This window comes from uncultured Chitinophaga sp. (assembly GCF_937874145.1).
Taxonomy (GTDB): domain Bacteria; phylum Bacteroidota; class Bacteroidia; order Chitinophagales; family Chitinophagaceae; genus Chitinophaga.
The window spans coordinates 1-14,939 of sequence record NZ_CALNBI010000099.1; the positions used below are offsets into that span (position 1 = coordinate 1).

Below are 14,939 nucleotides of genomic sequence, written 5' to 3' on the forward strand. Positions count from 1 at the left end.
TTGTTTGCCATTATCATGATGAACATGTTTGGCGTAAGTGGTAACCTGATGAGTCTCGGAGCGCTCGATTTCGGACTGATTGTCGATGGAGCCGTGATCATCGTGGAAGCCGTCATGCACCAGCTGAGCCACAACAAGCGATTCACCGGCCTGGGCATCCTGAGCCGCAGTGATATGGACCAGGAAGTGAAAAGCGCGTCCTCCAAAATGATGAACAGCGCCGTGTTCGGGCAGATCATCATTCTTATCGTGTACCTGCCCATCTTCAGCCTGGAAGGGATTGAAGGAAAGATGTTCAAACCCATGGCGCAAACGGTGGCCTTCGCGCTGCTGGGGGCTTTCATCCTCTCGCTGACCTACATCCCCATGATGAGCAGCCTGGTGCTGAGCCGCAGGATCAAAATGAAGCCCAACCTGTCTGACCGCGTCATGTCGCGCATTGAGGCGGGATATAAAGGCTGGCTTACCAAAGCGCTGGCTGTCCCCAAAACCATCTTGGCAGCCGTGGTCGTGATGTTTGTTGTCGCTGTTTTTGTGTTGACGCGCCTGGGCGGGGAATTCATCCCGTCTATCGAAGAGGGCGACTTCGCCGTGGAAACGCGGGTGCTCTCGGGCAGCAACCTCCACACCACCATGGAAAACGTCCAGAAAGTGGCCGGCATCCTTAAGCGGCGGTTCCCGGAAGTCAAAAATATCGTTACCAAGATCGGCAGCAGCGAAGTGCCCACCGAGCCCCTGCCGATGGATATGGGTGATATGATCATCAACCTGCGCCCCAAATCGGAATGGACCTCCGCCCGGTCTTTCGATGAACTGGCGGATAAAATGGGGGCCGCGGCGGCGGAAGTGCCGGGCGTCACCACCAGCTTCCAGTTCCCCGTGCAAATGCGCTTCAACGAACTGATGACGGGCGCGCGGCAGGATGTGGTGTGCAAGATTTTCGGGGAAGACCTGGATACCCTCGGCGTGTACGCAAAACAGCTCGGCAATATCGTCCGCTCGGTCGACGGTACCACCGAATTGTACGTGGAGCAGATCACCGGCACCCAGCAGATCGTTATCAAATACGACCGTGCCGCCATCGCGCAGTACGGCCTCAATATCTCCGACATCAACCGCAACGTGAACGCCGCATTCGCGGGCCAGAGCGCGGGACTGGTCTTTGAAGGCGAAAAGCGCTTCGATTTGGTAGTGCGGTTGCAGAAAGACAAGCGCGCCGATATCGGCGACGTGCAGCAACTGCTCATCCCCACGCCCGCCGGTACGCAGATACCGTTGTACCAGGTGGCCGAAGTGGAGCTGAAAGACAGTCCCAGCCAGATCCAGCGTGAGGACACGCGCAGGCGCATACTCGTCGGGTTCAACGTAAGCGGCCGCGATGTGGAAAGCATCGTTGGCGAGTTGCAACAGAAAGTGTCTGCCGCCATGAAGCTGCCCACCGGCTACACCGTGAGCTACGGCGGCTCGTTCGAGAACCTCAACGAAGCCAAGGCCCGGCTGTCGGTAGCGGTGCCGGTATCGTTGATCCTCATCTTCCTGCTGCTGTATTTCGCGTTCAATTCTATCAAATACGGTTTACTTATTTATACCGCCATCCCGCTGTCGGCCATCGGCGGCATCTTCCTCCTGGCGATGCGCGGCATGCCTTTCAGCATCAGCGCTGGCGTGGGTTTCATCGCCCTCTTCGGAATTGCCGTGCTCAACGGGATCGTGCTGGTGGCGGAATTCAACCGCATAAAAAATACCGGCGAAACCGACCTGCGCAAAATCGTGACCCAGGGTACGGTGACGCGCCTCCGGCCTGTGCTGATGACCGCTTTCGTGGCCTCCCTCGGCTTCCTGCCCATGGCCCTCAGCAATGGCGCGGGCGCTTCGGTGCAACGCCCGCTGGCAACGGTGGTGATCGGCGGGCTCATGATCGCCACGCTGCTCACGCTGTTTGTATTGCCCATCCTCTATATCGCATTCGAAAAAGGCATCCGGGTGAAGCCGGGCAAAGTGATGACGGTGCTCCTGCTGCTGGGCGCTTCCCTGCCCGGTATGGCGCAGGAAAGCATCAGCCTCCGCGAAGCTACCGACAGCGCCGTGGCCAACAACCTGCTGGTGCAGAACCGCCGGTTGCGCGCGAAACAAGCCAAAGAAATGACCGGCACGGCCGTCAACTTGCCGGGAACGTCGGTGAATGCGGAATACGGCAAGTTCAACAGTCCGTTCACCGACGACCGCATTTCCGTGATGCAGCGGTTCAGCCTCCCGGGCGTGTACGCGCGCCAGGGCCGGCAGCTGCAGGAAGAATGGAAAGCGGCCCTGCTGGATGTGGAGCTTAAAGAAGCCGAAGTCCGGAAAGTAACAACGGGCATCTTTTACGAATGGCTGCTGACGGAAGAAAAGGAAAAGCTGCTGACCCGCATGGATTCCAGCTACAGCGCATTCCTGCGTGTAGCCAGGCTGCGCCTGGAAGCCGGGGAAAGCAATCTCCTGGAGAAAGCCAGCGCGGAAAACCAGCTGATCCGGCTGCGGGTGCTGCTGAAGCAATTGCAACAGGAAAAGACGCTGCTGCAGCGGCAGTTCATGCTCATGCTGAACATGGACGAATTCCGGCAACCTGTTTCGGAATCGATCCAAATAACGGTCCCCCTGCCCGACAGCACCCTGCTTTCCGCCCACCCCGCCCTGAAATGGCAGTTACAGCAGGAAAAGACAGCCGGTGCCGCAGTGCGCGTGGAGCAATCGAAGCTCCTGCCAGAACTGAGCGCGGGGTATAACAACCTCAGCATCCGGGATGGCGTGCAATACGGCCGGTCCGACCGGTTCCAGTCGTTCCAGCTGGGCGTGGATATTCCGCTCTTCACCGGTGCGCAGAAGGCCCGCATCCGTTCCGCCAGAACCGCGCTGGCAATGGCGCAGAACGAAACGGCCCAGCGTGCGCAATCGCTCGGCGCCGAATATGCCGCGGCGCTCAGCCAGGTGGAACAATTCAGGAGCATCGTGGCGGATTTCGAGAAAGGCGCCCTCGGGAATGCGCAGGACATCACCCGGACGCTCAACCGGCAACTGGCCGGCGGGGAAATCAACTACCTCGAATGGACTGTCCTCAACCAGCAATCCCTCAGCACGCAGCTCGAATATCTCGAAGCCGTACGCAACCTGAACAACAGCATCATTCAATTGAATTACCTCTTAGCCCGATAAATCATGAACATCAGCAATATCGCATATCTCGCTTCCTTCCTCACCTTCAGCATTATTCTCGCCAGCTGCGGCAGCAAGCCCGAAGCGCCGGCGGAAGATCAGGAAGCCACCGTGCAGGAAGACCTCGTCACCCTGACCGGCAAACAATTGGCCAATACCCGCCTGCAGACCGGCGCCGTTGCCCGCAAAAGCATCAGCGGCACGCTGAAAGTGAGCGGACAGGTGGATGTACCGCCGCAGAACCTGGTATCGGTCAGCATCCCGCTGGGCGGATATCTCAAATCGACCGGGATGATGCCTGGCACCCATGTGAAGAAGGGCCAGCTGCTGGCCGTGATGGAGGACCCGCAATACATCCAGCTGCAGCAGGATTACCTCACCGCCCGCAACCGCCTGGGGTACGCGGAAAAGGAATACGAGCGGCAAAAAGACCTCAACCGCAACAAAGCCGCCAGCGACAAGGTGATGCAGCAGGCCGAAAGCGAATACCGCAGCCTCAGCGTGGAAAGCAAAGCCCTGGCTGCAAAGCTGAGCCTGCTGGGCATCCAGGCGGAAAGGCTCACGGAGAATAATATTTCCCGCACCATTAATATCCACTCTCCCATCACGGGGTATGTGAGTAAGGTGAACGTCAACATCGGCAAGTATGTGACCCCGTCCGACGTGATCTTCGAACTGGTGAACCCGGAAGACATCCACCTGAACCTTACCGTATATGAAAAGGATCTCAGCAAGCTCGCCATCGGCCAGCCTGCCATTGCGTATACCAATGCGCGGCCCGACCAGCGGTACGAAACGGAGATCATCCTCATCAGCCATTCCCTGAACGAAAACCGCAGCGCCGAAGTGCATTGTCATTTCCTGAAGTACGACAAAACCCTCGTGCCGGGCATGTACATGAACGTGGAAGTGAAACTCGGCGACATCGAGGAAAACGTGCTGCCGGACGCGGCGATGGTCAATTTTGAAGGGAAAGATTACGTGTTCGCGCAGGAAGACGCGCGCAGCTTCCGGATTATCGCGGTGGAGAAAGGGCAGTCCAGCGGCGGTAAGACGGTGGTGACTGCGCCGGATCTGGCCGGCAAGAAGATCGTCACCGAAGGTGCCTATACCTTGCTGATGCAGATGAAAAACATCGGCGAATAGCGCTATACGGCCCAATGCCTGTCCGAAAGCGGTTACCGGGACGATGGAACCGGCTGCGGGGCCGTTTTCGGGCCTTCCACCACCAGATTACCGTTTTTGAGGATCTTCATCCGGTCGATGAACACCACCCGCTGGTCGCCCGTGGCGGTGGTCCTGGCGTGGTATACGCAGAGCATTTCCCTGCCGTCGGGCGACCAGGTGATGCTGTTGTGCCCGGTACCGGTGACAACGCCCCCTTGCTCCACGTTCTTTTGCAGCACGGGGTTGTTGCTTGCCTTAGTGAAGGGGCCGAGCGGGCTTTTGGCAGTGGCGTAGCCCACGGCGTAGTTCTTGCCGCCGAAATAATTGGCGGAATACATCATGTAGTAGGTGTTTCCTTTCCGGAAAGCCACGGAGCCTTCGGTCCAGCGGCGGTTCACTTCCTTGCTGGTCACCGAGCGGCTTTCCCATTCGGCCTGTTTGTCATCCATCTTAACGGGCGGGCGCAGCAGCATCACCGGTTCGCCGATAACGCCGCTGAAGTCGGGCTTCAGTTCCACGCCGTACACCCAGCTTTCTTCGATAAAATCGAACCAGCCTTTCTTTTTTGCCCAGTCGGCAACCTCGCTTTCCACGGCGTGTTTATAGCAGCAGCGGGAATAATAGAGGTACAACTTGCCGTTTGTGTCGAACAGCACGTTGGCGTCGATGATGGGGTAACCGGGATCGAAAACGGGGCGGGTTTGCAGGTCGATGAAGGGGCCGGTGGGCTTGTCGGCCACGGCCACGCCGATACGGAAATTCTCCAGTTCCTTCGTGGGGTTCTCCTTCCATTGGGCGCTGTAAAACATATAGAATTTACCGTTATGGGCGTATACTTCGGGCGCCCAGTATGCGCCGCCCCAGGCAGCGGTGGAATCGCTCCAGCCGTTGGGGTTGCTGGCGTAGTACACCTGGCCTTCGTTTTTCCAATGCACGAGGTCGGCGGAGGACCAGGCGGCAAACCCGTTTTTGGCGCCGCCGGTGCCGTACATGTAGTATTTATCCCCTTTGACATGGAGCACGTACGGGTCGCCGAACTCCACCGGCAAAGGGTTTTGAAAGGTCTGGGAAGATTGGGCGAATAGTCCGGTGGTAGACAAGACAGCCGATATGACTGAAGTTCAGACGTGTGCTCTTCCGATCTATCAATAAGCATCCGAGCGAGGTCAGGAAGGTCCGTTTCATGAGAAGAATAGTTTAAGTGCGTGGAATTTCAGCGGTCAAATATACCCAAGGGATTTTATTTATGAAAGCTTCGCGGATATTTCCAACAGGCACGCAAATTGCGGCATGGGCGGGCATGAGAACGTTCGGATTGATGATTTGGGGATTGATGCTGGCCTTGCGGGCCGGCGCGCAGTTTTCGGATTCTACGCATTATTATTTCAAATACGCCTCCACCGGCTCCGTCAACAAAACGCAGGACGGCTCCTCGTACCTGCTCAACAACCACTTTGCATTCAAGATCAGTAAAAAGAAAATGGTGCTGAACGCCGATGCGGGATATATCTACGGAAAGCAGGACCAGGCCCTCACCAACAGCGACCTGTCCGCTTCGCTGAACTTCAACCGGTACATCGGCGACAGCCGCCGCTTCTATTACTGGGGCCTCACCAGTTACCTGAAAAGCGTCTCGCTCAAGGTGAACGACCAGTTCCAGGGCGGCGCCGGCGCGGCTTATGACGTGATCAGCCGGCCGAATTCGCTGCTCAACGTGAGCAACGGTATATTATTCGAAAGCAATGACCTGTTGTTGAAAGACACTATCCCGGATGTTTACCATACTTTCCGGAATTCCCTGCGCCTGTATTACAAATTCACAATGATGAAAAACGTTGTGCTGGAAGGATCGCATTTCTACCAGCAATCCTTCCGGTATTTTGATGATCACATTCTCAAGAGCACGAATACGCTATCCATCAAGCTCCGCTCCTGGCTGGCGATCACGGCGGCATTGAACTATAACAAGATCAACCGCACGGAGCGCGAGAACCTGTTCATGAATTACGGGCTGACGGTCGAGAAGTATTTCTGAACCGGTTTAGGGTTTGAGCTCGATCCAAACAGGCGCATGGTCGCTGGATTTCTCCCATCCGCGCACGAATTTGTCGACCCCTGCGCCTTTGAGCCGCTTGTCTACAGCCGGGCTCAGCAGGAAGTGGTCGATCCGCAAGCCGGCGTTCCTGCCGAAGGCATTGCGGAAGTAATCCCAGAAGGTATAGATGGTTTCGTCGGGGTACAGTTTGCGAAGGGCATCGGTCCATCCCTGCGACAGCAGCTTTTCGAAAGCGGCGCGCGTTTCGGGCAGGAAGAGCGCATCGTCCACCCAGCGCTCGGGTTTATACACATCGCGTTCGGTGGGGATTACGTTATAATCGCCAGCGAGCACCACGGGCTTGCCGGAAGCGTATAGTTCCGCGGCATGCAGCGTAAAGCGTTCGAACCAGCGGAGTTTATAATCGAATTTGGGACCGGGGGCGGGATTGCCGTTAGGCAGATAGAGGCAACCGAGGGTGATGCCTTCCACTTCGGCTTCGATATAGCGGCTGTGGAGGTCTTCCGGATCCCCCGGCAATACGCGCGTCACTTCCACCGGTAACCCGTGCCGCGATAGGATGGCCACACCGTTCCAGCTTTTTTGTCCGTGCCAGATGGCGTGGTAACCCGCGTCCTGTATGGCCTGGAGGGGGAATTTCTCTTCAGGGGCTTTCAGTTCCTGGAGGCACACGAGGTCGGGGGCGCTTTCATACAGCCAGCGGAGCAGTACGGGCAAACGGCCGTTGACGCCGTTCACGTTATAGGTGGCTATTTTCATGTTCCGAAGATAAGGATTTTGCTATCGTTCCACCATCTTGTTGAGGCGCATAAGATTGGGGATCGCGTCGCCGATAGTGTTGTTGAAATAAACGAATACATCTTTCCCTTCCCGCCTCCACGCCCGGATCTGCCGGCAGCGGAACCGCAGATGCTCCTCGCCGTAGCCGCCTTTGTAATCGCCCGCAGGCCCATGGAACCGGAGGTAAATGAAAGGCGCCTCCGGCCCGATGCGCCCGTTGGCCGAACGCGGCATATCGTGCAATACGATGCTGCACCGGGTCTCATCCGCCATCGCGAAAACTTCGGGGATATACCAGGAAGCATGCCGCAATTCCAGCGCGATCTTCCACCCGCCCCCGGCATCCGCCGCGCGGATCAGCTCCAGCAGGCGCACCGTTTTCTCCATTTGCTCCACCGGCGCCGAAGGCGGCAGCTGCACGAGCAGGCAACCCTTCTTCTCCCCCGCTCCCGCGATCACTTCCATAAACTGGAACACATCTTCTTCCCGGTACGCCATGTTTTTGGCGTGCGTGATGCCTTTCCATAATTTGAATGTGAACGTGAAGCCCGGCGGTACGTCTTCGGCCCAACGTTTGACCGTGGCGGCCATCGGTACAGTGTAGAATGAGCGGTTGATCTCGATGCTGTTGAACAGCGATGCGTAATACGCCAGCCTGGATTTGTCGCGGAACGCCGGCGGGAACGCCTGTTTGTTGGGGACCGGCAACACGAGCCCGCTCGTACCGGCGTGGTAATGTCCTGTTTGTTTTTCCTTCATAACGGTCTTTTCTTCCACCCGTTATGGCACAAACATTATACCGTTACAAAACAGCAGCAACGCTTCACGGTTTGTCGTGTGAAATCCTCATACGTTTAAGGCAGTAACCCCGCCAGATCCGGCCGGTTCATGAGCTGCAGGTAAACGCTCCTGTCCATCGTTTCCATCACGCCGCCGGCGGTCCTGCGGAATCGGCGGCCGTTGAGGTAAGGGAAAACCAGCGCCAGCGTTGCGTCCGGCATGCCGGTGATAATTTCCTGGAGGTTGGTCTCGAAGGTGATGCCCGGCCGGTTGCTCAGCAGTGTTGCCCAGGTGGCGGGGTCGTCTACGATGAACAAATTGGCCATCAGGTGGTGCACGGCAATCCGTTGCGTCTGATCCAGCGTTATGGCCGTGAAAGTGCCGCTGCCGTTGACCAGGAACGTTTGCGTGGTGGTCTCGTTGTATTGCCCCCTTTCGTTGAAACCCGCCAACCGGCTCAGCTCAAAGTATCCGGCGCCGGCGTACATCCCCGAACGCAGGAGCGCGCTGTCGGGCATGAACACCCGGTCGGACTGCGGTTCGAAAAACACGTACGATTGCACATCGGCGGCGTCATCCGCAATTTGCACGGCGTTAAACGCATGGCCGGGAACAGATGCGATGAGGATGGGCATATGGAATTTGGCGGGCACCTCGCCTACTTCTATCCTGCCCATGCTGGCCAGTCGCCCTGTAGTATCGGCGTCCATCCGGCCCGTGGCGGTATAGCGGGTGTACATCTGCGTGGCGAAGCCCTGGCAGAGGTTCCGGAAAGTTTCCAGCGCGGCGCCGGTGGCTTCGCAGCTGCCGCCTCCGCTCCCGCTCCCGGGGCTGTAAGGCCGGCAATTGGTCTGGTCGAAATGCAGGACGAATCGCAGGAAGATGATTTTTGCGGAAGCGGATTCCAGCACGGGCCAGATGGGGCGCTCCGCCGGCCAGGCGTTCACCGTGGCTGCATAAGCGCGCGAGGTATGCGGTTCGTGGTTCAGGACGAAAACCGGATCGCTGAGATGATACACGATCTCCGCATCCGAAATCCCATCGCCCTCAGTTAGCCCGTGCGAGCGGCGGTATTCGTCCGCGATGCCTTCGTGCATGGCGCCCGTGTCTTCAGGTGTGCGCTGCAGCAATCCTGCAGGAGCCAATGTGGGGGCCGGACCGAAAAAAGCGGCTCCCGCGCCCGGGAAGAACGGTGCGGCAGGTTTATGCTGGGGTTGCGGTGGGGTGGTCGCGTTGTTTTTCATATTTGAAAAGATGTCGGAAGAAGGTGAACGGCGGATCAGGGGAACTATGCTATCGGGGTCGTAACACTTTAATCTACAAAAAAATCGGCTGCCGGCCAAAATATAACTGGGCATATTCATAATAGCTACGATGGCTTTTGCAGCCTGTTCGAAAGACGATGTCAAAAATCCTGAAGCCCCCGTCATCGAAAACCCCGTATCACTCGCCGGATAGCGAATTTATCCTGAACGCCAACGAGGGCGGGCCGGCTACGCCGGAAGGCGTTTTGTTCGTGGATGCAAAGAGCAGCCCCGCTGGCAAGAGCCTCCTGATCGTAAACAGCGAAGGCGACGGTGTGGTGAAAATCTTTACGCCTAAGATCTGATATTTATCCATTGATATATGGAAAACCGGCGCCGCCATTCCGTGCAGCGCCGGTTTGCGCGATATCACAACAGCATTGAGTTTGGCAGCTTATTTGATTTGCATAGGTGAAGCAAACCATAGCTGTATGAAAAACCTGCTCATTACCGGCATATTGCTGTGCGCCGCGCTCAGTGGCTACACGCAGCAGCGCCAGGCGCCCCCGTTCGTAACACCTTTCCGGATTACCGGCGGTTTCTTCCTTCCCTTCAATACCACGGATGTGCAACTCAGCGAAACGGAACTGCTGGGAACGGAAGTGAACCTCGAGAATGATCTCGGTTTCAGCGAGCATATCAACACATTTGTCGCCAATGCCCAATGGCGCGCAGGTGCGCGTTCGCGCTTCGATTTCAGTTATTACCGCTTCCACCGCAGCGCCCGGCACCAGTTACAGAAAACGATCCGGTTCGGTGAGAACACTTACGACGTGCAAGCCAATACCGACGCATATTTCAATACGGATATCTTCCGGCTGTCTTACGGTTACGCCATCTTTCAGGGCGCGCAATACGAAGTGGGGCTCAAGGCCGGCGTGCATGTCATCAAAACGGAAATGGGCATCGCGCTGACCGGCGTGGGACAGGAATACGACCTGAAAGATGATTTCGACGTCACCGCGCCGCTGCCCGACGTGGGCATCTGGGGCGGGTACGCGATTACGCCGCGGCTGTCGCTGCAGGGCGAAGCGTCGTATATGTCGCTCACGGTGGATGATGTGCATGGCGACATCCTCACCGGCGGCGTCCATGTTAATTACAACATCGTCAAAGGACTGGATGCTGCGCTGGGCTATACCGGGTCCCGCATCCGGATGGAGGGTGAGCGCGACGGGCTGATCGGGGATGTAGACTGGCGGTATCACGGTCCTTCCCTGTCCGTTTCCTGGACGTTCGGTAATAAACGCTGGTAGCATATGGCCGGTTGATTGTCGTTTTTAACCCCTTACATTGTCGTATTCGCACGCCAACCGTACCGGATTTGTTGCCGAGCTTTGTGTTGTCATCAAACCACACACAATGAACAAGTTTGTTTTAGCCATGGTCTCCTTTACCCTGACGGCAGCAGTTGCCTGCAGGCAAAATGCCCCGGAAGGGCAGCACGATGCCCAGGCGCCCCGCGATTCGGTTACTGCGCCGTTGAAACCTTCCGACAGCGGTTATGCCGATGTCAACGGACTAAAAATGTATTACGAAGTATATGGAGAAGGGAAACCGATCGTATTGATACACGGTTCCTATATGACGATCCCGCTGAACTGGGCCGGCATCATCCCGCAGATGGCGAAAGACCGGAAAGTGATCGTTGCCGAAATGCAGGCACACGGCCGTACGAAAGACATTTCCCGCGAATTCAGCTATGAAGGCATGGCCGATGATGTGTCCGGCTTGCTGAAACACCTGAAGGTGGACAGCGCGGATGTATTAGGATACAGTATGGGCGGCGGCGTTGCTTTCCAGATGGCCGTTCGGCATCCCGAACAGGTGCGCAGGCTGGTGGTGCTGTCGGGCACGTATGCGCACGACGGCTGGTGGCCGGAAGTGGAAGCCATGTACAGCCAGTTTACGCCGGAGATGTTCAAGGGTTCGCCCATCGAAACGGAATTCCTCAAACAGGGCAACGACTCCACGCAGTTTGCGGCCTATGTTTCAAAAGTGATCAGCATCGACCTCAAGCCTTACGATTGGAGCAAAGAAGTCAGGCAAATTAAAGCGCCCATTTTCATGGCGATCGGCGATGCCGACGGTGTGCGTTACGAGCATGCGCTAGCGCTGTTCCGTGCGAAGGGCGGCGGTAAAATGGGTGATATGACGGGATTGCCGCAATCGCGGCTGGCCATCCTGCCGGGCACTACGCACATTGGGATGATGGTCAATACCGACCTGTGGATGCCGATGGTAAAGACCTTCCTGGACGGCGATCTCAATGCCCCTCCTCCTACATTTTAACAACGTAAAAGCAAAGGGCTGGCCTGGTTTCGAAACCAGGCCAGCCCTTTGCTTTTTATCGGGATATACTATCAACTTTCCTTAGGGCCTGCCTTTCAAATGCGATAATTTCTTTTTCAATGATTTCAGCGCCCTGTTCATTTGTACTTCGATGGTGCCGGTGGTGATTTTCATCTGCGCGGAGATCTGTTTGTAACTGAGCGCATGTTCTTTATGCAGCCGGAAGATAAGTTGTTGTTGCGGCGGCAGCATATTGATGGCTTCCTGCAGCTGTGCGTTCAATTCGCGGTTATGCAGGTAATCTTCCGTGGAATCCGTTTCTTCTTCGCTGACATGCAGGAGCATCCCCTGCTGCCGGCGGGCGGTTTTGCGCAATTCGTCCAGGAAAATATTGCGGGCATACGTCCGTAACAAAGCTAAAACCGCCTCATCGTCCTTTACCTGGTCCAGGTTTTTCCATAGCCGGATGTAGGTCTCCTGCATGATATCCTCACACATCGCCTTGTCTTTGCACAAGGGAAACAAACTGGCATACAGCCGGTCGGCCGTGGACTCCACGATATGCCTGAACCGTTGTTGCGATATGTTTCGGATGAGTGCCATTTGTGGAATTCGATCGCCTAAAAATAATAAATAGTTAAAAAAAAGAAACCCTGTATAGGCAAGTCGCCAAAAAAACGTGTTATCTCCAAAGAATTGAATAAAAAAGCTTTCGGGGGAACTATGACACGGAAAATGGATCATCATCTATTAGAGAAATATGTAAAGGGAGATGCTACGGCCGAAGAGCGCCGGCAGGTGGAGGCATGGCTGGAGGATGCGCCGGAAGACTGGCTGGATGCATTCCTGGCAGGCCAGCATGGGCCCGCGTTCCCCGAAGGCGACAAAGCCGTCTTTACCGGCCGGGTCATGGAGCGGGTACGGCCCCGGCGCGCCCGCTGGATGCAGGTAGCCGCCGTATTTGCAGGTTTGCTGGCTGCGGGATGGTACCTCCTCAAGCCGGCAAAAATGAAACCGCGTGCCGTTGAAATGGTCGACATCGCTATTCCCGCCAACAAAACCGGCACCATCACCCTGCCCGACGGTTCCAAAGTGATCATGAACGCGGGCAGTACCCTGCGCTACGCCAAAGATTTCGCCGGCAGCGACAGGGCGGTCGCCCTGTCCGGGGAAGCATTCTTCGACGTTCGCCCCGATGCCGGAAAACCCTTTATCATCCGTTCCGGCGGCCTCAGCACCCGCGTGCTCGGCACTTCCTTCAACATTTCCGCTTACCCGGGCGCCCGAAAGCTGACGGTTACGGTGTTGACAGGCAAAGTGTCGGTGCAGGACACGCTGAGCCAACGCGCCGTTACGTTGCTGCCGTCGCAGCAGGCGGTGTTTGTGCCGGAGTCGGCCATGCTGTCGTCAGCGACGGTCAGCCACCCCGAAAACGAAATCGCCTGGCGGCAAGGGCGCATCATCTTCGACGAAACGCCGCTGCCCGAAGTGGCGGAGGTATTGTCGCGGCGATATGGGGTGCAAATCGTCCTGAAAGGCGACCATCTTTCCCAGTGCCGTTTTAACGGCCAGTTCGAACACGATTCGCTCGATGCCATCCTGCGGCTGGTCACGCGGCTCACCAACACCCGCGCCAAACGCGAGGGCGATACCGTGTACCTCTCGGGCAGGGGCTGTTCATCCACCCGCTGATTCTTCACCTGAAAAAATGAAATTCCTTATGCCGTTATGAACGAATGGGCGTGCCCCATCCTCCTGAATTCTTATTCTGAATATGCAACAATCAAATCTATGTGGAACAATCTGATATCGTCCAAATGGATAGCTGTGCCCGTTATAATGCTGCTGCTGGTTATATCGGCAGGCGCCAAGGGGCAGACCGGCTTTTCCCGGAAAATTACCGTCAACTTCAAGGATACGCCGCTGAAGGAAGCGCTGAAAACCATCACCCGGGAAGCGGGCACTGTATTCGTATATACGTCCAACGACCCCGCCTTCCAGGCGCGCGTTACTTATTCCGCCAGTGCGGAGAACGCTGAAACCGTTATTAAAAAGATCCTCGCGCAGCAGCAGCTGGCGTATAAAGTCATGGAAGGCAAAGTGCTGATCGAGAAGGTGCAGCCGCCGGCGCCACAGGAGAAACCGCTTAACCTCACCGGTAAGGTGGTAGATGAATCGAACGGGGAACCGATGCCCGGCGTGTCTGTCAGGCTGAAAGGCGGCAGCCTCGGCGCCACCACCGACGCGGAGGGCCTCTACCACCTGAAAGGCGTTCCGCCCAATGCCACGCTGATCTTTTCGCTGCTGGGCTATGGCCGCCAGGAGATCGCGCTCGCCGGGCGCGGCATTCTCAATGTCAACATGAAAGTGTCTGCCAGCGAACTGAGCGAAACGGTGGTCATCGGTTACGGCACGCAGAAGCGCTCGGACCTTACGGGCTCCGTGGGCAGCGTGAACGTGAACGACATGAACAAAGCTCCCATCTCCTCGTTCGACGAAGCACTGGCGGGCCGCGTGGCCGGGGTGCAGGTGTCTTCCTCGGAAGGGCAGCCGGGCGCGGGCGTCATCATTTCCATCCGGGGAAACAACTCCCTCACGCAGGATAACTCGCCGCTGTACGTGATCGACGGGTTCCCGATCGAAACGTCCAACAACAACCTCATCAACCCCGACGATATCGAATCCATCGACATCCTCAAAGATGCATCGGCCACGGCCATCTACGGCGCGCGCGGCGCCAACGGCGTGATCATCATCACCACCAAAAGGGGCAAAACCGGCGCGCCTTCCATCTCCTACAACGGCCGCTACGGCTGGATGGAGAATATCCAGCGCATCCCCGTGATGAGCGCTTACGAGTTCGTGAAGCTCCAACAGGAAATCAATGTGGGCGACCTGGGCGAAACGTATCTGGCCAACGGCACCACGCTGGAAGATTACCGCAACGTGCAGGGGATCGACTGGCAGGGGAAACTTTACCGCATCGCGCCGCAGCAGAACCACAGCATCTCGATGAGAGGCGGTTCGGATAAAACGCGCTACAGTGTTTCCGGCCAGGCCCTCGACCAGCAGGGCACCATCATCAATTCCGCATTCAAGCGCCTGCAGGCCAAAGTGAGCCTCGACCAGCAGATCAACGACCAGCTGAAAGTCGGCGGCAACATCACATATACCAACAACAAAACGACCGGCACCACTCCTTCCGCCCCCAGCCTGTCTTCCATGAATAACCTGCTCTACAGCGCCTGGGGATACCGGCCCACCGGCCCCCTCAATTCCTCGAAGCCCATCAATGAGAATTTCGAGGACGAGCTGATAGACGATATGGTGAACTCCGGGACAGACTACCGCATCAATCCCTTCCTCAG

Annotated in this window: 13 protein-coding genes; 8 read left to right on the forward strand and 5 right to left on the reverse strand. The window is 56.9% G+C overall.

What is annotated here, in order from left to right:
• Positions 1-3,192, forward strand: a 3,192-nt coding sequence (locus tag Q0510_RS04410) for a CusA/CzcA family heavy metal efflux RND transporter (protein WP_298708617.1), incomplete at its 5' end; no start/stop codon positions are given.
• Between the two features lie 3 nt (positions 3,193-3,195).
• Positions 3,196-4,338: an efflux RND transporter periplasmic adaptor subunit gene (locus tag Q0510_RS04415; RefSeq protein WP_298708619.1), complete on the forward strand. Its 1,143-nt coding sequence runs from the start codon at positions 3,196-3,198 to the stop codon at positions 4,336-4,338.
• Positions 4,339-4,370: 32 nt separating this feature from the next.
• Here the strand turns inward: Q0510_RS04415 and Q0510_RS04420 are convergent, their stop codons facing one another.
• Positions 4,371-5,459, reverse strand: coding sequence for a glycoside hydrolase family 43 protein (locus Q0510_RS04420; RefSeq protein ID WP_298708621.1), 1,089 nt, complete (start codon positions 5,457-5,459; stop codon positions 4,371-4,373).
• Between the two features lie 218 nt (positions 5,460-5,677).
• On the opposite strand from Q0510_RS04420, the gene Q0510_RS04425 reads away from it, so the two are divergent.
• Positions 5,678-6,394: a DUF481 domain-containing protein gene (locus Q0510_RS04425; RefSeq protein WP_298708623.1), complete on the forward strand. Its 717-nt coding sequence runs from the start codon at positions 5,678-5,680 to the stop codon at positions 6,392-6,394.
• Positions 6,395-6,400: 6 nt separating this feature from the next.
• On the opposite strand, the gene xth is transcribed toward Q0510_RS04425, so the two are convergent.
• From xth to Q0510_RS04440, 3 genes are all read right to left on the reverse strand, one after another.
• On the reverse strand, positions 6,401-7,174 hold the full coding sequence (gene xth / locus Q0510_RS04430; protein ID WP_298708625.1) for an exodeoxyribonuclease III: 774 nt from the start codon (positions 7,172-7,174) through the stop codon (positions 6,401-6,403).
• Positions 7,175-7,195: 21 nt separating this feature from the next.
• Complete coding sequence (locus tag Q0510_RS04435) at positions 7,196-7,954, reverse strand: DUF72 domain-containing protein (protein WP_298708627.1); 759 nt, start codon at positions 7,952-7,954, stop codon at positions 7,196-7,198.
• Positions 7,955-8,049: 95 nt separating this feature from the next.
• Positions 8,050-9,219 carry a hypothetical protein gene (locus Q0510_RS04440; RefSeq protein ID WP_298708629.1) on the reverse strand — a complete coding sequence of 390 codons (1,170 nt, stop codon included), beginning with the start codon at positions 9,217-9,219 and terminating at the stop codon, positions 8,050-8,052.
• A gap of 158 nt (positions 9,220-9,377) precedes the next feature.
• Here Q0510_RS04440 and Q0510_RS04445 point away from each other — a divergent pair, with 158 nt between their 5' ends.
• From Q0510_RS04445 to Q0510_RS04455, 3 genes are all read left to right on the forward strand, one after another.
• On the forward strand, positions 9,378-9,584 hold the full coding sequence (locus Q0510_RS04445; protein WP_298708631.1) for a hypothetical protein: 207 nt from the start codon (positions 9,378-9,380) through the stop codon (positions 9,582-9,584).
• A 126-nt stretch (positions 9,585-9,710) separates the two neighbouring features.
• On the forward strand, positions 9,711-10,535 hold the full coding sequence (locus tag Q0510_RS04450; RefSeq protein WP_298708633.1) for a hypothetical protein: 825 nt from the start codon (positions 9,711-9,713) through the stop codon (positions 10,533-10,535).
• A gap of 106 nt (positions 10,536-10,641) precedes the next feature.
• Positions 10,642-11,571 carry an alpha/beta hydrolase gene (locus Q0510_RS04455; protein ID WP_298708635.1) on the forward strand — a complete coding sequence of 310 codons (930 nt, stop codon included), beginning with the start codon at positions 10,642-10,644 and terminating at the stop codon, positions 11,569-11,571.
• 81 nt (positions 11,572-11,652) lie between these two features.
• On the opposite strand, the gene Q0510_RS04460 is transcribed toward Q0510_RS04455, so the two are convergent.
• A complete protein-coding gene (locus Q0510_RS04460; protein WP_298708637.1) occupies positions 11,653-12,174 on the reverse strand; it encodes a sigma-70 family RNA polymerase sigma factor in 522 nt (173 codons plus the stop codon).
• 120 nt (positions 12,175-12,294) lie between these two features.
• Between Q0510_RS04460 and Q0510_RS04465 the strand changes: the two genes are divergently transcribed.
• Together Q0510_RS04465 and Q0510_RS04470 are read left to right on the forward strand one after the other, a co-directional pair.
• A complete protein-coding gene (locus tag Q0510_RS04465) occupies positions 12,295-13,263 on the forward strand; it encodes a FecR family protein (RefSeq protein ID WP_298708639.1) in 969 nt (322 codons plus the stop codon).
• 99 nt (positions 13,264-13,362) lie between these two features.
• The coding region (locus Q0510_RS04470) for a SusC/RagA family TonB-linked outer membrane protein (protein ID WP_298708641.1) at positions 13,363-14,939 on the forward strand (1,577 nt) is incomplete at its 3' end.